Source organism: Parasutterella sp. St.1A3 (genome assembly GCF_059728705.1).
Genome location: NZ_BAAGFK010000001.1, coordinates 1,850,099 through 1,873,536 on the forward strand (window position 1 = coordinate 1,850,099; position 23,438 = coordinate 1,873,536).

The 23,438-nt window shown below is 49.4% G+C and carries 17 protein-coding genes; 10 read left to right on the forward strand and 7 right to left on the reverse strand.

From position 1 onward, the window contains the following. Positions 1-27 precede the first annotated feature (27 nt). Positions 28-4,149: an ATP-dependent RNA helicase HrpA gene (gene hrpA / locus AC6I1F_RS08550; protein ID WP_497801738.1), complete on the reverse strand. Its 4,122-nt coding sequence runs from the start codon at positions 4,147-4,149 to the stop codon at positions 28-30. A gap of 293 nt (positions 4,150-4,442) precedes the next feature. Here hrpA and argA point away from each other — a divergent pair, with 293 nt between their 5' ends. From argA to AC6I1F_RS08565, 3 genes are all read left to right on the forward strand, one after another. Then, complete coding sequence (gene argA, locus AC6I1F_RS08555; protein ID WP_289078015.1) at positions 4,443-5,774, forward strand: amino-acid N-acetyltransferase; 1,332 nt, start codon at positions 4,443-4,445, stop codon at positions 5,772-5,774. 55 nt (positions 5,775-5,829) lie between these two features. Then, positions 5,830-6,108 carry an oxidative damage protection protein gene (locus AC6I1F_RS08560; protein ID WP_160334347.1) on the forward strand — a complete coding sequence of 93 codons (279 nt, stop codon included), beginning with the start codon at positions 5,830-5,832 and terminating at the stop codon, positions 6,106-6,108. A gap of 229 nt (positions 6,109-6,337) precedes the next feature. Then, entirely contained in the window at positions 6,338-7,486 is a 1,149-nt protein-coding gene (locus AC6I1F_RS08565; RefSeq protein WP_160334348.1) for a pyridoxal phosphate-dependent aminotransferase, read from the forward strand. A gap of 126 nt (positions 7,487-7,612) precedes the next feature. On the opposite strand, the gene AC6I1F_RS08570 is transcribed toward AC6I1F_RS08565, so the two are convergent. Next, positions 7,613-9,805 carry a TRAP transporter permease gene (locus tag AC6I1F_RS08570; RefSeq protein WP_289163726.1) on the reverse strand — a complete coding sequence of 731 codons (2,193 nt, stop codon included), beginning with the start codon at positions 9,803-9,805 and terminating at the stop codon, positions 7,613-7,615. A gap of 85 nt (positions 9,806-9,890) precedes the next feature. Next, on the reverse strand, positions 9,891-10,862 hold the full coding sequence (locus AC6I1F_RS08575) for a TAXI family TRAP transporter solute-binding subunit (RefSeq protein ID WP_251450880.1): 972 nt from the start codon (positions 10,860-10,862) through the stop codon (positions 9,891-9,893). 353 nt (positions 10,863-11,215) lie between these two features. Here AC6I1F_RS08575 and AC6I1F_RS08580 point away from each other — a divergent pair, with 353 nt between their 5' ends. After that, on the forward strand, positions 11,216-11,791 hold the full coding sequence (locus AC6I1F_RS08580; protein ID WP_160334351.1) for a flavin reductase: 576 nt from the start codon (positions 11,216-11,218) through the stop codon (positions 11,789-11,791). 92 nt (positions 11,792-11,883) lie between these two features. Here the strand turns inward: AC6I1F_RS08580 and AC6I1F_RS08585 are convergent, their stop codons facing one another. Further along, positions 11,884-12,018, reverse strand: coding sequence for a hypothetical protein (locus tag AC6I1F_RS08585; protein WP_255453126.1), 135 nt, complete (start codon positions 12,016-12,018; stop codon positions 11,884-11,886). Positions 12,019-12,152: 134 nt separating this feature from the next. Here AC6I1F_RS08585 and AC6I1F_RS08590 point away from each other — a divergent pair, with 134 nt between their 5' ends. The 3 genes from AC6I1F_RS08590 (at position 12,153) to AC6I1F_RS08600 (ending at position 14,645) form a co-directional block, all read left to right on the forward strand. Then, on the forward strand, positions 12,153-12,833 hold the full coding sequence (locus AC6I1F_RS08590; protein WP_160334352.1) for a VOC family protein: 681 nt from the start codon (positions 12,153-12,155) through the stop codon (positions 12,831-12,833). Beyond that, a complete protein-coding gene (locus AC6I1F_RS08595) occupies positions 12,817-13,230 on the forward strand; it encodes a hypothetical protein (protein WP_160334353.1) in 414 nt (137 codons plus the stop codon). The genes AC6I1F_RS08590 and AC6I1F_RS08595 overlap by 17 nt, the downstream gene beginning before the upstream one ends. Before the next feature lie 146 nt (positions 13,231-13,376). Then, positions 13,377-14,645 carry an aspartate kinase gene (locus AC6I1F_RS08600; protein ID WP_251450887.1) on the forward strand — a complete coding sequence of 423 codons (1,269 nt, stop codon included), beginning with the start codon at positions 13,377-13,379 and terminating at the stop codon, positions 14,643-14,645. Between the two features lie 66 nt (positions 14,646-14,711). Here AC6I1F_RS08600 and AC6I1F_RS08605 read toward each other — a convergent pair whose 3' ends face one another. The 3 genes from AC6I1F_RS08605 to AC6I1F_RS08615 all read right to left on the reverse strand — a co-directional run bounded on the left by AC6I1F_RS08605 (position 14,712) and on the right by AC6I1F_RS08615 (position 17,640). Then, entirely contained in the window at positions 14,712-15,290 is a 579-nt protein-coding gene (locus AC6I1F_RS08605; protein ID WP_251450889.1) for an NAD(P)H-dependent oxidoreductase, read from the reverse strand. A 63-nt stretch (positions 15,291-15,353) separates the two neighbouring features. Continuing rightward, a complete protein-coding gene (locus AC6I1F_RS08610; protein WP_289187331.1) occupies positions 15,354-16,280 on the reverse strand; it encodes a ketopantoate reductase family protein in 927 nt (308 codons plus the stop codon). Between the two features lie 295 nt (positions 16,281-16,575). After that, on the reverse strand, positions 16,576-17,640 hold the full coding sequence (locus AC6I1F_RS08615) for a porin (protein ID WP_290432610.1): 1,065 nt from the start codon (positions 17,638-17,640) through the stop codon (positions 16,576-16,578). 897 nt (positions 17,641-18,537) lie between these two features. Here AC6I1F_RS08615 and AC6I1F_RS08620 point away from each other — a divergent pair. The 3 genes from AC6I1F_RS08620 to istB all read left to right on the forward strand — a co-directional run bounded on the left by AC6I1F_RS08620 (position 18,538) and on the right by istB (position 22,942). Continuing rightward, a complete protein-coding gene (locus tag AC6I1F_RS08620) occupies positions 18,538-19,644 on the forward strand; it encodes an amidohydrolase (RefSeq protein WP_289174437.1) in 1,107 nt (368 codons plus the stop codon). Positions 19,645-20,613: 969 nt separating this feature from the next. After that, positions 20,614-22,185 carry an IS21 family transposase gene (gene istA, locus AC6I1F_RS08625; RefSeq protein WP_251453080.1) on the forward strand — a complete coding sequence of 524 codons (1,572 nt, stop codon included), beginning with the start codon at positions 20,614-20,616 and terminating at the stop codon, positions 22,183-22,185. Further along, the gene (istB, locus tag AC6I1F_RS08630) at positions 22,157-22,942 is read left to right on the forward strand and encodes an IS21-like element helper ATPase IstB (protein WP_277612818.1); all 786 of its coding nucleotides are present in this window, start codon (positions 22,157-22,159) and stop codon (positions 22,940-22,942) included. The genes istA and istB overlap by 29 nt, the downstream gene beginning before the upstream one ends. Positions 22,943-23,438 lie beyond the last annotated feature (496 nt).

The following is a 23,438-nucleotide window of genomic DNA, read 5'->3' on the forward strand; positions in this document are numbered from 1 at the left end:
CAGAAATCTGCAGACAGCATTAAAAACTTACCATTTTCTTACGATGCTTTCCCACATTTTTTTCAGTCTTTTCACACTAATGGGTACAGGAGTTCGCAATTCCTGCGCAAAGAGCGAAACACGAAGCTCCTGGAGCATGTTGGCGAATTCGGCAAGCTGCGGATCATAGACGCCCTTACGCGAAGCAAGCTCACGCTTATAGGGGACCGTCAGTTCATGGATGCTTTCCATGCGTTCGGCGTCCCTGTTCGGATCGTTTCTCAGCCGCTCAATGCGTACCTGAATCGCTTTCATATACCGCGAATAATGTTTGAGGCGATCCATCGGTACCTTCCTGATAAAGTGCGGTTCAAACAGATCGAAAAGCTGCTGCGTGATATCTTCGTGCACTTTTTCGTAGGCTTTGATGCCGTTAAGCTTTTGCTGAGCGAGCGCGGCTTCGGCAACAATCGCGGAAAGAAGCCTCCCGAGTTCGAGTGCGAGCAGATTCAGTTTTTCTTTGACTCTGCCGATCATTTCCCCGAATTGTTCTTTATTCATCGGGAGCTCCTCCGTAAACGCGGCGCTTTCAATCGCAGCGTCAATCACGTCGGCTTTGATTTCCTCAAATGACGGAAATGCTTTTCTAAGGCTCACGATTGACGCGCCCTGTATCTGCGTTGTCTGAAGCGACTTCAGATTTTTATCGAGGTATTTAATCTGCTCCTTCAGAGCGATTCGAATCAGGCGCACCAAACCTTTCTTATGAAGCTCCTGAGCCTGCAGGGGATCGTCAAAGACCTCAAGAGAGCAGTATTCTCCTTTATCCACGAGCGCGGGATGTCCGATTAAAGAAAGGCCCTTGCGTTTAATTTCCATGACTTCGGGCAGTTCTCCGAAATTCCATTCCGTAATTTGCTCCTGCAGCTCTTCTGCAACTTTGCTGTCTTTTGAAGCGATATTCTGAAAGGTCTCTCGCGCCTGAGCGCTGAGCGCGCTTCTCAGCTGAGGGATGCTTCGCGACATATCGAGCTGTCTGCCGTGTTCATCCACCACTTTGTAATTCATGCTGAGATGCGGCGGCAGCATTTCCAATTTGAAATCCGCCTTACGGATATCGATTCGGAACTGTTCTTTGGCTTCGGCGATAATCGTCTCAAACAGGTCTCCTTTAGGGACCTCGTGACGCTGAGCAAAGGCTTTCGCCCAATCGGGCAGCGGCACAAAATGACGTCTCAGCCTCTGCGGAAGACTCTTGAGGAGCATCTGAACTTTTTCTTTGACCATACCGGGCACGAGCCACTCGAGTCGTTCCGCGTCAAGCTGATTCAGCGCAAAGAGCGGCACCGTAAGTGTGACGCCGTCGCGAACGCTGCCCGGATCAAAGTTATAGTTGAGCGCCATCGGGACGCCGGCGATTTCCAGTTTCTTCGGGAAATATTCGATCGTAATGCCGGAAGCGTCATGGCGCATCAGATCGGTTTTTGTCAGGTAAAGCAGTTTCTGGCTGTCCTGCTCTACCTGAGCGCGCCACTTATCAAAAGTGCTCTGACTGATAACTTCTTTCGGAATCCGTTTGTCATAAAAGTCATAAATCAGACTGTCGTCCACCAGCACGTCCGGACGCCGTGACTTGTGTTCCATCTCACGAATATCACGGATCATCGCCATATTGTGCTGCCAGAACGGCGCCCTGCTCTCGTAGTCCTCCTGTACGAGCGCTTCTCTGATGAAGAGTTCTCTTGCGAGCGCAGGATCTTTCTTAGAGAAATCCACTCTTCTCTGTCCGTACACCGGAAGACCGTAGAGCGTCGCTTTTTCAAACGCGACCACATAACCGGCTTTCTTTTCCCAATGCGGATCACTCCAGGATTTTTTCAGAAGGTACGCTCCGACCTTCTCGAGCCATTCCGGCTCGATATTGGCGATCGTTCTCGCATATAAGCGTGACGTTTCCATTAATTCGGACGCCATGATCCATTTGCCGCTCTTTTTCGCAATGGAGGAGCCGGGCCAAGGCCAGAACTTAATGCCTCGGGCACCTGTATAAGGCGGAGTGCGGAAATCCGCATCTAAATTCTTAAAGCCGACGTTGCCCAAGAGTCCCGTAAGCAGCGCCTTGTGCAGCTGCTCGTACGTTGCGGGCGCCGTATTGACGCGCCAGCCGAGTTCCGCGACCAAATCCTTCAGCTGTCGATATACGTCGCGCCACTCACGAAGGCGTTTGACCGAAAGAAAATTCTGACGGAGCTTCTGATCGAGCAGTCGATTGCTTTCTTTATTCGCAATTTCGTTCTGCGTCCAATTCCAGAGTTTGAGCCAGGAGTTGAAGTCACTCTTATCATCACCAAATTTTTTATGCGCTTCAGCGGCTTTTTCCTGAGCGTCCAAGGGTCGCTCGCGCGGATCCTGAATCGAGATCGCCGAAGCAATAACAAGCACTTCGGCAAGCGCCTGATTTTCTTCAGCGGCCTGCAGCATGCGCGCAATTCTTGCGTCCAGCGGCAGGCGAGCGAGTTTCCAGCCGATTTGAGTCAGCTCTCCGCCTCGCTCCGTCACGGCATTCAGCTCCCTCAGAAGGTCGTAACCGTCGGAAATCGCTCTCGGACGCGGCGCTTCGACAAAAGGAAACTCTCTGACGTCCGTCAGGTGAAGTGATTTCATGCGAAGAATAACGGTTGCCAAAGAGCTTCGCAGAATTTCCGGATCAGTAAATTCCGGTCTGCGATTGAAATCGTCCTCGTCATAAAGACGAATACAGATACCGTTGGCGACACGGCCGCATCGACCGGCTCTCTGCTGAGCGGCCGCCTGACTGATCGCCTCGACCTGCAGCTGTTCCACCTTATTGCGGTAGGAATAGCGTTTGACACGAGCCAGACCGCTGTCCACCACATAACGAATCCCGGGAACCGTCAGCGAGGTTTCAGCGATATTGGTGGAAAGAACAATCCTTCTTCGGCCGCCGCTCCGGAAAATTCGGTCCTGCTCTTCGATACTCAGGCGAGAAAACAGCGGAAGAATTTCCACGCCCTTCTGCGCGAATTCGGAAAGTGCTTCAGAAGCTTCACGGATTTCGCGTTCGCCGGGAAGAAAGACCAGAATATCTCCGCTGCCCGCGCTCATCAGTTCCGAGCAGGCATCGGCGATCGCGCTCATCATTATCTTATCGTCGCTCTCGTCCGTATCTTCGATCGGACGGTAGCGGATTTGGACCGGATAGAGACGCCCCGAAACATTAATAATCGGAACAGGTTTTCCGTTGACCGGTTCAAAGTGTTTGGCAAAACGTTCCGAGTCGATCGTCGCCGACGTGATAATAACTTTCAGATCGGGGCGCTTAGGCAGAATTTCCCGCAGGTAGCCGAGCAGGAAATCGATATTGAGACTTCTTTCATGCGCCTCGTCAATGATGATCGTGTCATATGCCTTTAAGAGCCGGTCGTGCTGAGTTTCAGCAAGGAGAATGCCGTCTGTCATCAGTTTGACGGACGCGCCGGGCTGGATTTCATCTTTGAACCGAATCTTGTAGCCCACGACAGAGCCGAGCTCGGCGCCCATTTCCTCAGAAATTCTTTTTGCAATCGACGTTGCCGCGATACGGCGAGGCTGAGTGTGTCCGATCAGGCCTTTTGTGCCGCGTCCGACCATCATTGCGATTTTAGGAAGCTGGGTTGTTTTACCGGAACCGGTTTCGCCCGAGACGATCACAACCTGATTATTTTTTATCGCTTCGGCGATTTCATCTGCTCTTTCGCTAACCGGCAGCTGCTCTTCGAGCTGAAGTTTTGGCGGAACGTTTCTGACTTCGCTCTTTTTGCCTGAAGACGGTGCTGTCTCAGTCTTCTTCGGCTGTGTTTTATGTTTTACTTCTTTCTTCTTTTCGGCTTCCGCGCTCGATCCGATCTGATGGCGAAGCGCCTTCAGCTGAGAAAAGTCCTTCAAAGAAGTTCCGGGCTGTTTTTTTACCGGAACCTTGTTCTTCTGGGGCGTTTGTTTTTTCTCCGGCTGCTCAGTCTTCTTCTCTGTTCGAGGAGCCGTCTTTGGCACATTAGGCCTTTTGTGCTGCGCCGGTTTTACATTCTTTTCAGCAGCCTTCGGTTGTTCTGTTTTCTTTGCGGCCGCCGCTTTTTCAAGTTTTGCTCTTAAATCTTTAAAGTTGTCTGCCATGGCAGTGGAATTCTTTTTCAATAAGTAATTCGAGTAAGGATAAAACTTTTTCTTCAATTAGTTAGGCAAGATTATGCCCGAGACAAGGAATATCCAAACGATTAAAGACTGCGCAAATGTTTCAAAAGAAGTACCGGTGCGCCTAAAAAATCAGAAGACCGCAGCCATCCCGAATTTCTCTTAAACCAATCCGCTCAAAACCGCAGAATGAAGATCCGCAGAAAATATTCGGCTCATCAAAATCATTAAAATGGTCCCTAATTTTTATACAACCTTTATTCTTGATTTCGACAATGACTGACACCACATCCGATATGGAAGAGCCGGGCCTTGAATGGGTTGACTGGTTCAGAAGCGTCGCGCCTTATATTCACGCCATTCGCGGCAAGACCGTCGTAATCTGTCTTGCGGGTGAAATGATCCGGGAAGATCACTTCAACAGCTTCATCGCCGATATCAGCATGATGTCCGCGATCGGCGCAAGAATTGTGCTCGTCTACGGCGTAAGACCGCAGGTCGAAGAACTCATGGGACTGAAAGCCGTCGAGTCCCGCTACGTAAGCGGCATTCGCATCACCGACGCTCAGGCGCTCAGCTGCGTAAAGGAAGCCGCAGGCGAAGTCAGATTGGATATCGAGGCCGCTTTCTCACAGGGACTGCCGAACACTCCGATGGCGCACAGCCAGTGCCGCGTCGTCAGCGGAAACTTCGTGACCGCGCGCCCCCTCGGTATTATCGACGGAACCGATTACCAGCTCACCGGCGTTGTCCGCAAAGTAGATAAGGAAGCGATTAAAAGAGAACTCGATTTCGGCAATATCGTGCTGATCGCTCCGCTCGGCTTCTCTCCGACCGGAGAGGCGTTCAATCTGACCTGCGAAGATCTTGCCTCCTCTGTCGCGGGCGAACTTAAAGCGGAAAAACTCGCCTTCCTCACTAATGTCGACGGTGTCAGAAGATTCGGTGAAGTCGTCACCGAACTGACGGTTCAGGAAGCAAACGAATTTGTGAGCAAAAAACTTGTCGATGACGAGGATATTTACAACCTTCGCTACGCTCTTAAAGCGCTTAACCTCGGCGTCTCGCGCGTGCACATTGTCCCCTACGCGCTCAACGGCGGCATTCTTGAAGAGTTCTTTACGCACGACGGCGTGGGAACCATGATCACGTCCGAGAATCTCGAGTCGCTCAGACAGGCAACCGCAGACGACGTCTCCGGCCTCATCAAACTGCTTGAACCGCTTGAAGAAGACGGTACCTTGGTGAAGCGCCCGAGAGAAAAGCTTGAACGCGAAATCAATCGATTCTATGTGCTTGAGCATGACGGAATTATTTACGGCAGTGCAGCCCTCTACCCGTTCCCCAACGAGAAGCTCGGAGAAATGGGCGCACTGACGGTTGACTCCGCCTATCAGGGTTCCGGTGACGGCGAACGGCTTTTAAAACATATTGAAAACGAAGCCAGAAAAGCCGGACTTACCCGATTGTTCGTGCTGACCACTCGAACCATGCATTGGTTCCTCAAGCGCGGATTCCGCCCGGCAAGCGTCGAGGACCTTCCGATCGAAAAGCGCAAACTCTATAACTGGCAGCGCCGTTCACAAATCTTTATCAAAGATCTCTAGCTATTTTGGAGAATCTCTGTACACTATCCCGAAACTTTTTAAAGGAAATATACAAATGGCACATATGGTTCAGTGCGTAAAACTCGGCCATGAGGCAGAAGGCCTCGATCTGCCGCCGCTTCCCGGCGCGCTTGGCATGAAGATTTACAACAACGTCTCCAAAGAAGCCTGGGAACAGTGGAAGCATCTTCAGACCATGATTGTTAACGAAAACCGCCTTTCTATGGCTGATCCCCGCGCCCGCAAGTGGCTGATGGAACAGATTGAAGCGCATTTCTTCGGTGAAGGCGTTGCCCATCCCGAAGGCTACGTTGAGCCCGAAAAGAAGGCCTAAGCCTTTCACCGCCGACACCAAACTCCGCCCGCGCGGAGTTTTTTTATTACCGGACGCAAATACCAACTTATACGCATCAGTCGTTTTAAATAATTTGCGAGAAAAACTTCGCAGCAGCCTGCGCCTTCGAAATGAGAATAAAAATATTATCGAAAATCCATAAATTTCAGGGAAAATTTTTCAATAATGTACTATACATCAAGGCATTCACTCATTTAGGAGATATGTGATGACTCTTAATCGTCGTCAGCTTTTTCGTCTGACCGGCGCCTCTCTTGGTACCGCTCTTGTTTCTGCCGGCTCTTCCGCCGCCTTTGCCGAACAGCCGGAATTTACCGCACCGACTAAACAAAATCCTTTGCTCTTATCCTTTAACGAAAACCCGCTCGGCATGAGCCAAAAGGCTAAAGAAGCCATCGCCAGGGCCGCTTTATACGGTTCCCGCTACCCTTTCCAGCAGGTGGTTCAGTTTAAGAAAGACTTGGCTAAATTTGTCGGCGTCACACCCGATGAAGTCCTTCTCACACACGGCTCCGCGGAAGCGATTCGCGCCACAATCGAGGCCTACAACCTGAAGAACACTGTTCTCGTTCAGCCGGAACTGACTTACGGTGACGGCGCGATGGTTGCCGAACACAACGGCATGCCGATCAAGAACGTTAAGATGGGACCGAACTGGAGTGTCGATCTCGAAGCGCTCAAAAAAGCGGCCGCTTCCGAAGCTAAAAAGCACCATGTAATCGTTTATCTGGTGAACCCGAACAACCCCACTTCGACCATTGCCGACTGCGGCTTCTTGATCAAATGGATCAAGTCTCAGCCGAAAAATACCTTCTTCGTTCTGGATGAAGCTTACGGCGAATTTGTCAATGACCCTTCTTTCAAGTCTGGTGTAGAACTTGTAAAACAGGGCTTTGACAATCTGGTCGTCCTGAAAACTTTCTCCAAGATTTTCGCCATGGCCGGTATGCGTCTCGGCTATGCGATCGGTGCCGTCAGCGTGATCAACAAGATCCGTGATCACGTCGCCTACGAAGTCATGATGAATCAGTCCACGCTGGCAGCAGCGATGGCGGAAATGAACGACAAGGAATTCCTTGCCGAATCCAAAGAAAGCAACGACAAAGCTCGTGAAATTCTGTACAAAGCTTTGGATGAACTCAAGATTCCGTATCTTCCGAGCCAGACCAACTTCGTATTTATCGACTTGAAAGCGCCCCTGAAACCGTTCTTCGAACATATGAAGGACGAAAACATCATGGTGGGCCGTCCCTTCCCGCCTGCTCTGCAGTGGTGCCGTATTTCTCTCGGAACGCCTGCTGAAATGACGTACTTCGTCGAGAAACTCAAGGAATTCCGTAAGAAAGGCTGGATATAACCGCTGCCATAGCTGAATAGGACATAACGGAGCCGCGACGGCTCCGTTTTTTAATGCCTAAAAAAAAAGACCGCAGCGGTTTTAGGGCTGCGGAAAATGACGAACAATGAAAGGGTAGTCAAACTGTTATGAGGCTGCGAGCTCCTCGGACTCCATCATTTCTTCAGATCGCTCGGAAACTTTCTTCGGGTCATACCGGAGTTTCTGCCAAACCAATACGAGACCAAGCAGCGCGATCGCAGCTAAGTAGCCCCACCAGCGCTGGCTGTGCGGGAGAACGAAACCGGAAATCAGCGCCGGGAACATGAATATCACGGTCGAGGCCAAGAGAAGCAGACGCTCGATAATATTGCATTTTCCGATCAGCCAGCCCTGCACCGCAGAAGCCATCGTAACCATGCCGAGACCGGTCATTGCGAAGATAAAGAAGCTCGCTGCCCAGGAGTCAATTCCAATAAGGAGAATGTCGGAATTAAAGAGGAAGAAGATCGGGATGATCGCTGTGCGGATGTCGTACAAAAAGCCCTGAATACCGACTGAGATCGGGTTTTCTTTGGCGATCGCGGCTCCGGCATAGGCGGCAAGACCCACGGGCGGCGTATCGTCGGCGAGAATACCGAAGTACAGACAGAACAGATGGGCGGCGATCAGCGGAATCACAATTTCCTGACCGTGCAGTGAAAGACCGGTGGAAAGTTCAACAATCACAGGCGCCGTTAACGATGCCATGATGATGTAGTTGGCTGTCGTCGGCAGACCCATGCCAAGAAGCAGACTCGCGACAGCCGTGATCAGGATCATCAGGAAGATGTTGCCCATGGACATCACTTCCACGAAGGATGTGATCTGCTGGCCGAGACCAAGCGAGACGCAGCCCACGATAATGCCGGCAGATGCTGTGGCAAGCGCGACGCCCGCCATATTATTGGCGCCGGCTGCCATAGCGTTCAGTGTGTTTTTAATACCAAACTTGAAGGCGGCCCAAAGATCAGCGTTGTGCAGTCTGGCAATGGCGACAGGCTGAAGAACCATAATGATGGCAAGAGCCAGAATCGCTCTGAAAACGGAGAGCTCTGCAGAATGCATCTCGACCACCAACTCCCAAATAAGCACGGCAAGCGGGATCAAATAATGCAGACCGTTTTTCAGCTCTATCAGAAATCGAGGAAGCTCGCTCTTGGGAAGTCCTCTCAAACCAAGCTTGCAGGCTTCAATATGCGTGATCCAAAGCAGACCGATATAAGAGGCGAATGCCGGAACAGCAGCGGCTTTGGCCACTTCTACATAAGGAACATTGACGTATTCGGCGATGATGAATGCGGCCGCGCCCATGACCGGAGGGGCAAGCTGTCCGTTCACCGAAGAAGCAACCTCGATCGCAGCAGCCTTCTTGGCGGGATAGCCCAGACGCTTCATCAAAGGAATCGTAAAGGTACCGGTCGTCACCACGTTGGCGATGGAAGAGCCCGAAACCATTCCGGAGAGCGCCGAACTCACCACTGCGGCCTTTGCGGCGCCTCCGCGGTACTGTCCGAGTCCGGAGATCGCCAAACGAGTAAAGAACGCGCCGCCGCCCGCGCGGTCAAGCATAGTTCCGAACATCACAAAAAGGAACACGACGGTTGCGGAAACATGAAGCGGCACACCATAGATACCCTGCGTATCCATAGTGATCTGGGAGATGAAACGGGAAAGTGTCGCACCTTTAAAGGCAATTGCATCCGGAAGGTACGGGCCTAAGAAGACGTAGGCCATGAACGCGCCGCAAATCACCGGCAGCGCAGGGCCAAGCACGCGTCTTGTCGCTTCAAGCATCAGGACGACAAGAAGCACGCCGAATATCAGATCTCGTCCGATCGGCTGCCCCGGCCGCTCGGAAATGCCGGCGTAATCAATAACAATATAAAGCGCGGCGATAACGCCTACGATGCCGATCATGAAGTCGACAATCGTGACGCGTTTCATCGCAAGCAGAATACGGAGGTCCCAGCGCGAATTCAGATTGGATTTGAGCGTTGGGAGATTGAGATAAATCAGTGCAAGCGCGAAGGCCAAATGAAACGCCTTCACGTAAAGAGAATCCAGAAGCAGCCACGAAGCGGTGGACATCTGGAAAAACGCCCATGCGAGAGCGACGATATAGGTCAGCTTAGCGGACAGACCTGTCTTATCTCCGACAATTCCTTTTTCGGCCTGCTGCTGAACCTGCTTTTTATATTCCCCGATCACATCTTCGGGCGCGTCTTTTTTAGGTTTGGGAATATACCCGGGAATGCCTGCCTGAGGCAGAAGCATTTCTGTTTTGTTCTTGTCCGTCATGGCGTCCTCTCATTTTTTTGTGGTCCCTACCGGGGGTGCGAAGACCCGCAGGCCGGCGGGTCTTCATTTTTAAGCGAAGCGGCGCTTATTTAATGAGGCCGGCTTCCTTGTAGTACTTCATTGCGCCCGGATGGATCGGAGCGGTCAGGCCTTCAAGCATGCTCTGGGGAGTCAGACCGGCGAGCGCAGGATGCAGCTTCTTGAACTGATCAAGGTTGGTCATCACTTCTTTAGTGATCGCGTAGACAACGTCATCCGGTGTATCCGCCGATGTCACGAGCGTGGCAAGCATGCCGACCGTTTTCACCTTGTCCTTGGCGTTGGTCGCGTCTGGATACTGATCCATCGGGATTTCTGTCATTGCGTAGTAAGGCGCATCCTTCAGAAGATCGCCGACCTCGGTGATCGGAACGATACGGACTTTGCGTTTGCCTGCGGTTGCTTCCTTGATGTTGCCGTTCGGATGTCCGACGGTATAGAAGAAACCGTCAATACGGCCGTCCTGCAGCACGCGGGGCGCGTCAGCCGGTTTGAGCTTTTCGTCTCTGAAGTCTTTGCCCGGAACGATACCGGCATATTTGAAAATATCGGTAGAGTTCACGCGGTTGCCTGAACCCGGGTCGCCAAGGTTGATCGTTTTGCCTTTGACGTCATTGATCGACTTGATGCCGGAGTCTTCGGCTGCGACGAATGTCACGGCTTCAGGAGCAAGAGCGAACACCGCGCGAAGCTTGGAAACGGGCTTGCCTTCCCAGGGACCTTTTCCGTTGTAGGCCATGTACTGTGTATCGGCCTGAGCGATACCGAAGTCAAGATCTTTGGAATCGATCGCGTTGATATTGAATTTAGAGCCGCCCGTGGATTCTACGGAAGCGCGTACACCGTACTGATCTTTTTTGGCGTTGACGATTTTGGCAATCGCGCCGCCTGTCGGATAGTAAACACCGGTGATGCCGCCGGTACCAATCGTGACGAATTCGGTCTTAGCCGACACGGATGCGCCGCAGAGCGCAAGAGAAGCGGCCAGAGCGAGCGGAACAAGTTTCTTAGTAAACATAAAATTCTCCAAGCGAAGTGAAAATTAACCATTAGCCGCAGCTGCTCAGCTTGTGGCGTCCGCACAGCCGCTGTATTCGGGGAAGTCGGCTCAGTCTTTTAGACCGATGCGGGTTTGCTTCTGCAAACCTTTTCTTCCTACTTGTACACATGCAAGAAGCGTGCCAACTTTATTTGTAAGCCAAATGCACGGTTTTAGACGGCCTTATCCGACCGTCTGCACAGTTATGCACCGATATAGAGAATTAAGAGGATGCAATATGCACCGATTTAGTGCGCTATTTTTGGGCAAGCATTATTTAGTTCCTAAATTAAAATATCAGCCTTGTGCTTTTATTCATTTAGGAGAACAAATTGAGTCAAAAAGAATTTGTCAAACCGGTTGATCTTGAGAACCCCTATCGTCTCTTCAATTTAGGCGGTACGGTGTTTTTGGAAGTCAAAGAAGGCGACGACATCGATGTTATGCCTGCTTCCTGGGCCTGTCCTGCTGACTATACAAAGATGAGTGTCGTGGTGGACTCGACTCACTACTCCCGCAAAATTTTGAATAAGGCTGAATACTTCCTTCTGACCGTTCCGGGATACGGCATCCGCAAGGAACTGCTTTATCTCGGCTCTGTCAGCAAGAACGGCAATCCCAACAAAATTCAGGACAGCGGTCTGAAGTTCTTCAATATTGAAGGCTGTGATTTTCCGCTTCCCGAAGGCTGCGCTGCTTGGGCGCTGATCAAGCGTATTCCTGAAGCGCATATGGAAAAAAGCTATGACATGTTCGTCGGAGAAATTGTCAAGGCATGGGCCGACAGCCGTGTCTTCTCCGACAACCACTGGCATCTGGAAAAAGGCCCGGAAGAGCTTCGCTCTCTTCATTACGTGGCGGGCGGCCATTTCTATGAAATCGGCAAGAGCGTAGAAGTCACGCTCTAAACACAGCAAACGCCGGATCCGATTTTCTCGAACCCGGCGCCTAAAAGCGGACCTCCTCATCGAGGTCCTTTTTTATTCAGAAAAGTCGGAGATTATTCTCCTTCTTCCGTGCCCTTATCGACAACTTCAACCATTTCCTCTTCAATCTTCTTCAGAGTTTCAACGTTTTTGTCTTCGGGTTTCTGTTCAACCGGTTTTTTGTCTGTCTTGCTGCAGTCACATGCCATGATTAGTATCTCCTATACTGTGTTTCTGTTTTAACGGATTACAGCCTTTCCGTATGCTTTTGAGTTTAAGCATGCGGGCAAAGACGGGTAAAATTTCACGACCAATATAGGCATTCTTCACAAAAGGCCCTGTGATGTCAGATGAAGCGCGAGTCACCGATCTGAGAGAAGCGAAGTTCGGTATTCAGAAAGTCAGAAATTCCAGATACGTTTTCGAATACAAAAACATTTGGGATCCGATTAAGAAAAGATCCAAACCGCTTTACCGTATCTCGGTTGGAAAAATTATCGGAAACGAAATCATTATTAATGATGATTACCTAGCCCGTCATCCGCAGCTTGCCCAAGGCGACTTTGTTCTGAAAGACGGAAAACCCGCCTATGAACCGAAGATTGAAGCGCCCTCCTCTCTCTTTAAGGTCAGGGCAATCGACCACTTTGTGCTCACGAGCCCGCGGCCGCAGGTACTCGCGCAGTTTTATTCCGATTTGGGTCTACGCGTTGAAAAAACATCACGGCGTTATGAAGTTTATCTTCCGTTCTCTAAAATAAATATCCACGACGAGAACGACCCGCTTTTGCCCGCGGCGGAAAATCCGACACCGGGCTGCGGCGACTTCTGCCTGGAGATTGAAACCGGAAGCGATCTGCACAAAATCGCCGAAGCGTTCAGGAACCAGGGCGTCGAAGTTGAAGGACCGCTCCAAAGGCGTGGCGCCAAAGGAGCGATGCAATCCATTTATCTGAGGGACCCGGACCGGAATCTGGTAGAACTCTCTGTTTACACAGGAAATGAAAATGACACAGCAGGCTGACAATACTCCTAAAGAAGAACCGACGGCTGCCGCGGACACAAATAAAAAATCATCAATCCTTAATCGGGATTTTCTGGCGTCAGCCTCCGTGCATAAATTATTTTGGGGTTATCTGCTCTGCGGAAGCATTTTCTGGCTTTTAGTCTTTTACGGCACCGGCATGGCCTTCTCGTACGGGCCGGACACCAACTATGACGCGGCAGGTCTTTGCCTTTTGATCGTCGCCGTCATTCTGTATCTCTGGGGATTTGTGTTTTCTGTTCTGTCATTCAGAGCCGCGTGGCGCCTGAAGACCCAGCCGCTTGCGCGTTACGCGTATCTTTTTGCGCTTGTCATTTATCTCATCACGCTCTTTAGCGGACTCTTTGTATTTATCCATATCGGCATGATGATGTAAAGACGGCATAGGACTCAGGAAATCTCTAACCGCGTAGTGTTAAAAAAATTTCTGAGCATTCCTGAATTTTCGATTTCTTTCCATAAAATAAAAATCTGAACGCTAGCAATTGTTACCGCTAGTCCCTCCAAACTTAGAGATATAACATGGCCCTGATTGTTCAAAAATACGGCGGCACATCCGTCGGCACTACTGACCGAATCAAGAATGTCGCCCGAAGAGTTGCTAAGTGGCACAATGCCGGCCATCAGGTTGTGGTGGTTGTTTCCGCGATGAGCGGAGAGACCAACCGTCTGATCGCATTAGCAAAAGAAATTCAAAAAAATCCCGATCCCAGAGAACTCGATGTAATTGCTTCCACCGGTGAGCAGGTCACGATCGGTCTCCTCGCAATGGCTCTTCAGAATATCGGACTCAAAGCCAAAAGCTATACCGGTCCGCAAGTTAGAGTCCTTACGGATGATGCGTTCACAAAAGCCCGCATTAAAGAAATTGACGGCGACCGCATTAAGAAGGATCTTGATGAAGGAAAAGTTGTCATCGTCGCCGGTTTCCAGGGCTGCGATGAAAACGGCAACATTACAACACTCGGCCGCGGCGGCTCTGATACATCCGCAGTTGCGCTTGCCGCCGCTCTGAAAGCCGATGAATGTCTGATCTTTACAGACGTGGACGGCATTTACACCACCGACCCCCGTGTCGTCAGCAATGCCCGCAAACTGAGCATTGTTGCCTTTGAAGAAATTTTAGAAATGGCCTCTCTCGGCTCTAAAGTTCTTCAGATTCGAAGCGTCGAATTCGCAGGCAAGTACCACATTCCGACCCGTGTACTCTCAAGCCTGACAGACCCTGATATTCCGCTGGATGAAGAGCAAAATTCCGGCACCCTGATTACTTTTGAGGATGATCCTAAGATGGAAAAAGTCGTTGTTTCCGGTATCGCTTTCAGCAGAAACGAAGCCAAAATCACTCTGCCGCACGTCCCTGACACCCCGGGTATCGCTTATAAAATTCTCGGTCATGTCGCCGAAGCCAACATTGAAGTTGACATGATTGTTCAGAACGCCGCTAAGAACGGTTTAACGGACTTCAGCTTCACTGTAAGCCGCAACGATCTTGACAAGACTCTTCAGGTCCTCAAGGACAATGTTCTTCCCTATCTCGGAGAAGAGGGTATCCTGACTGACGCCTCCATCGCCAAGATTTCCTGCGTCGGTATCGGCATGCGCAGCCACGCCGGTGTCGCAGCCAAGATGTTCCGCGTTCTCGCAGAGGAAAACATCAACATCAAGATGATTTCCACTTCTGAAATCCGCACCTCGATCATTGTGGATGAGAAGTACATGGAACTCGCTGTTCGCGCTCTCCATAAAGCATTTGGTCTTGACAAAGAGACAGGCGCTATGGAAGGCTAATCTTTCGCTCTAAAAATCAAATCGGCGCAGGACTTTTAGTTCTGCGCCGTTTTCTTTCTAATTTAATTAACCGAAGTTTTTCTTAATGTGATCCTTCCAGCGTTTGACGTCTTCGTCAATCTTGGGATTTTTAAGAACGTCATTGCAAATAAAGGATTCCATCGGTTTCATGCCAATAAAGGCAAACGCCTTGTGGAGCCAGAAGAAAACGCCGTCGATGCCTTTTCCTTCAAAGAACTGATCTTTTTCTGTGAAAGCCTGAATCGGCGCATTCCAAGTGGAGCTCAGCATGTATTTCTTATCATTCAGAATACCGCCGGTGCCATAGCCCTTGGTCGGAGTTTCGTGATGGCGGCCGTCTCCGTGCGCAATGCCGGGCTGCATCCAGACAAGATCCAGATAGCGTTTAAACTGCCAAGGCGTACTCATCCACCAACCCGGTGTCTGCACGATAACGAAATCAGCGCGTTTAAATTTTTCTGCTTCAGCTGCCGGTTCCCACTCACTGTCTACGAGTGTGATTTCCGTGCTATAGCCCAGCTTCTGAAGTTCTTCGTCGGCAATATTGCTCAGATAATGGTTTAAGCAGCCGCCTCTGCCGTAATTCTCGCAGCCGCAGTCAATAATCAGTACGTGCTTAGGCATCTCACTACTCCTAGTTAATTGCTCGATTTTAATGATAGAACCGTTTTATCCGTCCATCGCTTCTTATTTCAGGTATTCCGCCTCAAACTGTCTGACCTGGCGGTAAAGCTTCTCGTTAAACGGCACGTTTAAGCCGAAGCTAGCCGCCTTGTCGATCACTGTTCCTGCGAAGCTCTCAACTTCCGTCGGGCGCTTAGCCAAACGGTCCTGCCGCATAGACGGCATTCCTTTTGGGTTCAGCTCGTCAATAATTTTCAGATATTCTTTGAAATCCTTCTCGCTAAGCCCCGTGCCCTCGAGCTCCGAGAGCTTCAGCACTTCGCGCATCGCTCCGATCATGACATCTCTGGCCTCTCCCGGCTTATGAATCATCTCGAAGCAGCCGTTGTAGACGGAAAGCGTTTGGTTCACACCGACATTCAGCATCCATTTGCACCACATTCGATGAATAATATTGCTGTCGACCAAATGCGGCATTTGAGTTCGGCGGAAGAATTCAACCGTATCCTGCAGAGCTTCGATTTGTGATCGATTTTGCGAGCTGAGGCCGATCACAAGTTCTCCAAACGTGCGGTACGTCAGTGTGTTGTTCTGAAACAACGCGTCCATCCTCTGCGCCACACAATGCACAATCTTTTTCAGTCCGAGCTCTTCAGCAATGATGTCTTCGCTGGAGATTCCGTTCATGACCGAGACCACGATGGTATTTTGATCCACTGCGTCCTTAACCAAGCGAAGGGCCTGTCTCAGGACCGGCGCCTTAAGAGCCACGATTAAAAGATCCGGCGCTTTATTGAGTTCTTTAGGACTTTTAAAGCAAAGGTTTGCTGGCGTTCCGTTGACGGTAATTCTTTCCTGACGATAACGCTCCACGCGATGGGGTTCCGCCAGGAAATAAGTTTGTTCAGAAGGAAGCTGAGGTGACAGGAAAGAGCTGTACATCACGCCAAGCGCGCCTCTTCCGAGAATTGCTGCTGATTGGATTGTCATTGGCAGAGTAACCGTTTAGTCAATATCAAACCGCTTGAAGTTTTTGAGATTATCACTTTTTATCGATCTTTCGAGCGGGAGAAAGTAATGCGACGCATGTAAAGTCATTCTGCCGAATACTTGTGCTGTTTCAAATCTGTAAAGAGATATCGAACTTATCAAGCGCCTGCTCAGCGCTGCGCAATGAAAAGATTTAAAGGAAAAATAAAAACCGGGCAGCCAAACCAGCCTAGGAGGATGTGCTGCCCAGAAGCTTCCAGGAATTGTCTCTATGTAGAGAAAATGTTCCTACGTATTAGAAGTCGTGAACCATACCGACGGCGATCTGATAGCCGTTCAAGTTGGTAGTAGTGAGGTTTTTGCCTTTACCCCAGCCTTTTCCGCCGTCCGTGTATCCGGCAAAGCCGTATACCTTAGTTCTCTTGGAGAGCGGATATTCGTAGCCAGCGCCAACGTTCCAGAGATTGCCTTTCTTTTCGCCTTCAATCTTAGAGGCGGTGCCGTCAATTTTACGAGTCACATACTTGAAGCCGAGTTTTGCTGTGCCGCCGCCAAGCTTGATCTGAGAACCAATCTGCGCAGCATGCTGTTTATATCTGTTTTCGCCCCACTGATACTGGTAAATCGCCATCGGGCGGAAAATACCAACCTGCCACCAGCCGCCCATCGTCACATGGTACAAAGGATGCTTTGTATTTCCAGTTAAAGACTTGTAGTCAATCGTTTCAAAAATAACACTTCCGCTCAGTGTCTTGGAGCTATACAAGGCGCCTAAGCCGTAGTAGTGATTATTTTCAGACCATTTATTCTTGGAGTCATCCGTGTTAGTACCATTGGAGTACATTGCGTGCAACGTTACTCCGCCAAAAGACGGTGTCTTATAGGCAACAGCGTTGTCAACTCGGCTGAAATGGAGGGATGTTGTGCCGGAAGCCCAGCCGGAGGCACCGTGCGTAACACCAAAAATTGCGCCGCGAAGAATGCCGGTGCTCTGTGCGAAGCCTAAGGTTCCGAGACGGCCGAATGTCAGTCGTCCAAATCCGCCGTCAACATAAAGCGCTGTCTCTCTGTTAAATGCGAGAGTCGAAGAAGTCGCAGCGCCGTCATCTACGTTGTAGCCCTGTTCAAGAATAAAACCGACCTTCAGGCCGTTGCCTAAATCTTCAACGCCCTTGATACCCCAGCGGGAACTCGCGGTAAAGCCGGACTTAACGTCAAAAGTCGCATCTCCGTGACGAGTCTTTCCAACAAGCAGACCTTCGTCGATTTTGCCGTACAGTGTAACCTGAGAAGCAAAAGCGCCCTGGCAATAGAAAGCGCCTAAAGCCAGCATCAGGGCGATCGGTTTAAATTTAATCATAAGTTTTCTCCTAGGATTCTTATTTGTTTCTCTATAACTATGCTTACGTCTCTCGAAAGAGGATGTTTCAAAATCAGTTCTCTCAAAACTAACTTCAATTGGCGTATTCGGTGTCGCAGCAGATGGAATAACCGGAACAAATTTGAAACGTTTTGCCGGCTGTCGTCATGCCTCAATTCCGCTTTTGCATCTTCTCAGCAGTCGTTGCCGACACGACTATTTTTCATCTTTGTCAGAGAAAACTCCACGCATATCTCACAAATACACTTTGCCAGCTTTGCAAAAACTTTGCGCGTTTTGCCTAGGTCTCTCACGACCTTTTCCTTCGAATAGTCAATGTGCTCAGAAAAATTTTGCGTTCTGCTCAAAAACGACAGCGGGCAGACACCCAAGTCTTGGCGCCTTCCCGCATTTAGCCTGCTAATCAAAAAGCCGTTTTATTTACACGTAAAGAAAATCTGAGCAGAGGCTTTCCTATGTGCTGCGGCAAAGTAACCGCCCTGGCAGACTTCAGTTTTAGATCCACTGGCTCAAACTGTTTCCTTTGTTTGTCACAAAATTCCGTTTCCTCCATACGATATCCACCATGACAGCACCGCTATCCCAGTGCATAGAAGTTAGAGTCGGAAATCATGTATTTATTCTGACCAACGGATACAAAATCGCTGGAAGATAAAAACAAAGCTTCTTACTTTTACGAAGTGGATCAGAAATTTTGTCGCCGATAAAAAAATCACTTATTAAATATCCGCGATGCGCTGCTTGTGATTATTACTAAAGAGTATTGTCAAACAGAACTCTCTACCCTAAAATCAGCCTACCTCTTCTCGAGGCATCTAACGATCGGAGGATTAGGCTCGCACAGAGACCGGCCGGTCGCCACCTGTTTTTCTATCTATGTCATTCCAAGAAGCTATTCAGTACAGGACAGAACTGCACCAGCTTGCTGAGCTGTCCGGAGAGGAAATTAAAACTGCGCAATATATTCAAAACAAACTTGAAGATATGGGATTTGCCGTTCGCTCCGGCGTAGGCGGCCATGGTCTGATTGTTGATATCAGCAGCGGCAATGAGGGCTCGGTCGTCATGCTCCGAGCCGATATTGACGCTCTGCCCTATACCGATCCCAATGATCCGGAAAAAATTGAAGCCATTCACGCCTGCGGACACGACGCTCATGCGGCGATCCTTCTTGCTGCAGCTCCCGAAATCAGAAGCTCTCTAAAAAAAGGCACAGTCAGACTGGTATTTCAGCCTGCTGAAGAAAGCCTCCAAGGCGCGTTAGCGATGATTAAAGACGGTGCCTTAGAAGGTGTCGATATCGCTGTCGGCTCCCACATCCGCCCCGTTCAGGATCTGCCTTTCGGCAAGTACTGCGCATCTGTCAACCATGTTGCCTGCGCAACGGTTGAAGTTCGAATTGACGGGAAGCAGGCTCACGCCGCCAGACCGCACCTCGGCATCAACCCGATCGAAGCCGCCTCCCAGTACATTGCCTCTATCGCTCTCATCAAGATCGATCCGAACAAGTCCTGGTCAGTTAAGCCGACACAGATCTTCTCCGAAGTCGGAGCAACGAACTCTATTCCGAGCTTTGTAAGAATCGCCTATGACCTTCGTGCTCAGGACAATGTCGCTCTCGAAGCTATTATTGAGAGAATGAAGCTTGCCGCAGCAAGTCTGGAAGGAAGTTTCGGCGCCAAAGCATCCTGTGAGGTTACGGAATACTGTCCGGGGCCCGAGTACGATGCGGCGCTGAACGAACTTTTCAGAGAAACGGTTACTGAAACAATCGGAAAGGACGCGCTGCACGCCAACTGCGGCGGGGGCGGCGAAGATTTTCATTTCTACAAAAAAGCTAAGCCCGAGCTTCGCGTTTTGTACTATGGCATTGGAAGCGGTGCGGCTCCCGGTCTGCATGACAGAAATATGAACTTTAACGTTGAGATTCTTCCGCAGGCTTCTCAGCTGCTCGTCAACCTTGTAAATAAGATTTTGGCCTAATAAACAACTCGCAAGCTGATACGACACAGCGCCTAAGTTCGTAGCTTAAGCGCTGTTTTTTTTGAAAAAGCAGAATACAGACTGAATCCTGAGTCAACCGGACAAATGTCTGTTCTTTCGCCTGTCGGCATCTAATTCAGGCCCGGCAGATTTAAAAATATCTGCACGCTGAGGCTCTGAACTCCTACCTGCTCGTTCTCTGTCCATAGTCGAGCGCGATTTAAACGTGATATATCGCCCTCCCCTATTTAATGAAAATCATATTGAAATCGAGGAACGGAATTAGCGAACAGAAAGACTACATCTGCCTATCTCCTAGTGATTCCTTCGATTGTTTAAAACAGAGTGAACGTTGCTTGTAAAGGATTCTCGCAGGGGATTTATTTTTGTGAAAGGGGGTACGGGTATCCATTCCGGCCCCGTAAAACGACAACGGCTCAACTTGTCTAACAATCGAGCCGTAATCATACGTGCCTCTAGCACTGCTAGTGTTAATTATTTCGACGGTCGCTGACAATTGGCTCCGCTAGCTGTCAGTTTCGTTTTTAACTAACGCAGGAAGCCTCATAACGGGGCTTCCGATGGTTTTCTCAGAAACTCTCCACTATTTTCTTCTCTGACACCTATCAGAATTCTTGCGTTTCTTGATACTTCAAATTCAATCAGGCAAAAAACACACGTTGAAATTTAACCCGATCTTACAGTGTGGAATTTTGGAAATTATCCGCAGCGGGGACACTCTGCAAGCCCCTTTCTCTTGAAGACTTTTCTTAATTTTCATCCCTATTATGAATTCTCTCAACCATTCGAACGGTGTTCTCAAGTGTTCGAACGCCCCTCTCATAATAGTAGCTAGCTAATTGTTCTGCCAGTTGAGTACGGTGTTCTCACTGGTTCGAATGCTTAGCATGTTTCAGTTTTTTCCGTTGGATTGTAGTCTGATGTCCTTAAATTTTTTAGGGACAATTTATGGAACAATCTTCAATGGAAAAGATCAAGAAAATTGCAGCTCTGCTGAACTTGAATCAACCGTATTCGAAAATTGCAGCTTCCGTCAGCGTATCGAAGTCAACTGTCTCAAAATACGCAAACCAGATCAAAGCATCCGGCTTGACGTACACGGAGATCGAAAAGACTGATTCAGCCGTATTGGAAGAGCTGCTGTGTTCTCACATTGACGCAAAGTACCGAGAAATCGATACAGATCACGTCATAACTCAGCTTGCAAACGTCAAGTATGCAACCAGACAGCTTCTTTACGAAGCATACAAGGCATCTGACCCTAGCAGCGCCTGCTCGTATCCGACGTTCTGCCGTCAAATAGATAAGGCAATGAAAGCTAAAGCTCCGAAGGAGGTTTATACCAACTTGGAGCGAGTACCCGGCGGCTCGATGGAAATCGATTTTGCCGGCGAGCTTATCAATTGGGTCGACAAGCATGGGAAAAGCCGCAAATCCAAACTGTTTGTTGCCACAATGACATTTAGTCAGAAGATGTTTGCCTGCGCTTTTGACGATGAAAAACAGCACTCCTGGATGCAAGGGATTGTCAAAGCCTTGGAGTTCTTCGGCGGCATTCCAAAGACGCTTATAGTCGACAACGCCAGGAGCCTTGTCATGTCGCATAAGCAAAGCAGAATCGATTACTCTCCAATCCTGACCAATCTGTGCGAATACTACCGGATCAACACCTTTGCTTGTCGGCCGCGAAGTCCAAAGGGCAAGAACCGCGTAGAAAACAGCGTTTTACACTTCTATCGGCATGTGATAGCGCCTCTGTCGATGCAGGGTCCGATAAGAGCGTTTGATCTGTCTGATCTGAACGAGCAGATTCTTGAGAAGGTACGTCAGTTCAACGAGCGTCCGTTCACAAAGAATCGCCAAAGCAGTCGCGAAATTGAATTTGCGGCGCACGAGAAAAAAGCGCTGGCAAGTCTTCCCATCCTTGCCTTTGAAGTCGGCAGCTGGAAGTACTTAAAGGTTGACAAAGGGCACTGTATCAGGCTCACTGAGGACTGTGGTCATCGTTACAGCGTTCCTGCCAGCCACGTAGGTAAAAAAGTCTCTGTGCTGAAGACAGCCGAAAATGTCTTCATTTACGACATTGAGACCGCCGTCTGCATTGGCAAGCACAAGAGATTGCTTGAAGCTTCAGGCCAGAAGACGCACATTCTGCCTGAGCATCTGACGGCAAAGGAAAAGCACCAACGGCTCAGTAAGGATGAATGGGCACAAGAGCTGATCGACTGCGGCTACAACGAAAGTACGGTTGTAAACGTCTTGGAGATCAAGTGGGAATCCGATCAAATGAACGCCCGCAGATTCTGCTCCTGCCTAAGGCGGCTTGCAAAAATAGGATCGAACCGGCTTGCCAATGAAGCCCTCGGCGTTGCGCTCGAACAAAAGTTCCTGAGCTACAGCTTTATCGAGAACTTTGTGAATATGCGAAAGAAAGAGCTGCTTATGGGCTTAGATAATTCCGACAAAGACCAGGACTATAGGACTGTTGAACATGAAAACATCAGAAATAACTACTCATGATAAAAAAATTCTGCGTCTCAGCGAGTTGTGCAAGAGGCTGAAAATGCGTGCCGCTTATGAGCGCTTCTGTGCGATTCTTACTGATCCTGACGCCTGTCAAATGCCTTTGCTTGACTGCGTCATCGAAGGGTTGGAATATGAGGTTGAAAAGCGAGACTCGAATGCACTAAACCGTCGTCTTAAAGAAGCAAAAATCTGCTTGCCAAACGCTCGTCCTGACACAATCGACTTCAGCATTGAAAGAGGATTAGATAGAAATCAGGCAGAGGCGCTCCTCACGATGCAGTGGATGGAAAGGCACCAAAACATCATTATTACCGGAGCTGCCGGATGCGGTAAAACCTTCCTTGCGTGCGCCTTAACTAATCAGGCCTGCATGAAAGGGAAAACAGCAAGGGTAGTCAGAATACCCCTGCTGCTTAACCAAATGTCTGCGTCACATCAGATCGTCGAAACATACTTCAAAAAACTCAAGGAGTATAAAAATGTTGATCTGCTAGTCCTCGATGACTGGGGCATCGGACAGTTAGACGCCAGATCCAGAGAGGATCTGCTGGAAATAATAAACGAAAGATACATGTACGCAAGTACTATCGTCACAAGCGTGCTGCCGGTCAGTAAATGGGCTGAATATATCAACGACCCGACTTACTCCGACGCAATCCTGGACAGACTCGTCAGTGTCTCCCACAGAATCGAAATGTACGGTGCCTCAGTCAGGCAAATGGAACAATATGGAGGCGTGCAGAAATCCTAAAGGTCAATAGAAGAAGTTAATTGCAGGGCCAAACGCGTTTTAACGCTTGTAGCCGCCTGTTTTTAAGGCCGTTAAGCAGTGTGCTTAACGGCCTTTGTACAGCGTATTAAAGAAGAACGGCGTCAAGTCACTTTCGCGGCATAATGCTGTAACCTCGCTGGCGCTCCGTTACAACTTATCCCACGTTGGCTTGACACCGTACGTGCTCGCAAAATCACTGCAAACAACTATAAAAATAGCTATCACAAAATCTTGTAAACTACAGGTCGGCCCAACGGTTAAAACTGAGCGTTCGAACCTGTGAGAATTTGATTTACCTATCAACGTTGACGCATCAGCCGACACTGAAAATTAGCTCCGTTCGAACGCTGAGAATCGTCGTTCGAACCATTGAGAATACCGTTCGAATCGTTGAGAGAAATCACTATTACGTTTTACAAGAAAACTAAGCCATGAAAACACGACCTAACCATTTTTTGATCGATTCATTTTTATT

Excerpts from the sequence above, each read along its gene's own strand:
- hrpA (WP_497801738.1), bottom strand. The coding sequence starts at position 4,149 with ATGGCAGACAACTTTAAAGATTTAAGAGCAAAACTTGAAAAAGCGGCG.
- argA (WP_289078015.1), top strand. The coding sequence starts at position 4,443 with ATGACTGACACCACATCCGATATGGAAGAGCCGGGCCTTGAATGGGTT.
- AC6I1F_RS08560 (WP_160334347.1), top strand. The coding sequence starts at position 5,830 with ATGGCACATATGGTTCAGTGCGTAAAACTCGGCCATGAGGCAGAAGGC.
- AC6I1F_RS08565 (WP_160334348.1), top strand. The coding sequence starts at position 6,338 with ATGACTCTTAATCGTCGTCAGCTTTTTCGTCTGACCGGCGCCTCTCTT.
- AC6I1F_RS08570 (WP_289163726.1), bottom strand. The coding sequence starts at position 9,805 with ATGACGGACAAGAACAAAACAGAAATGCTTCTGCCTCAGGCAGGCATT.
- AC6I1F_RS08575 (WP_251450880.1), bottom strand. The coding sequence starts at position 10,862 with ATGTTTACTAAGAAACTTGTTCCGCTCGCTCTGGCCGCTTCTCTTGCG.
- AC6I1F_RS08585 (WP_255453126.1), bottom strand. The coding sequence starts at position 12,018 with ATGGCATGTGACTGCAGCAAGACAGACAAAAAACCGGTTGAACAGAAA.
- AC6I1F_RS08590 (WP_160334352.1), top strand. The coding sequence starts at position 12,153 with ATGTCAGATGAAGCGCGAGTCACCGATCTGAGAGAAGCGAAGTTCGGT.
- AC6I1F_RS08595 (WP_160334353.1), top strand. The coding sequence starts at position 12,817 with ATGACACAGCAGGCTGACAATACTCCTAAAGAAGAACCGACGGCTGCC.
- AC6I1F_RS08600 (WP_251450887.1), top strand. The coding sequence starts at position 13,377 with ATGGCCCTGATTGTTCAAAAATACGGCGGCACATCCGTCGGCACTACT.
- AC6I1F_RS08605 (WP_251450889.1), bottom strand. The coding sequence starts at position 15,290 with ATGCCTAAGCACGTACTGATTATTGACTGCGGCTGCGAGAATTACGGC.
- AC6I1F_RS08610 (WP_289187331.1), bottom strand. The coding sequence starts at position 16,280 with ATGACAATCCAATCAGCAGCAATTCTCGGAAGAGGCGCGCTTGGCGTG.
- AC6I1F_RS08615 (WP_290432610.1), bottom strand. The coding sequence starts at position 17,640 with ATGATTAAATTTAAACCGATCGCCCTGATGCTGGCTTTAGGCGCTTTC.
- AC6I1F_RS08620 (WP_289174437.1), top strand. The coding sequence starts at position 18,538 with ATGTCATTCCAAGAAGCTATTCAGTACAGGACAGAACTGCACCAGCTT.
- istA (WP_251453080.1), top strand. The coding sequence starts at position 20,614 with ATGGAACAATCTTCAATGGAAAAGATCAAGAAAATTGCAGCTCTGCTG.
- istB (WP_277612818.1), top strand. The coding sequence starts at position 22,157 with ATGAAAACATCAGAAATAACTACTCATGATAAAAAAATTCTGCGTCTC.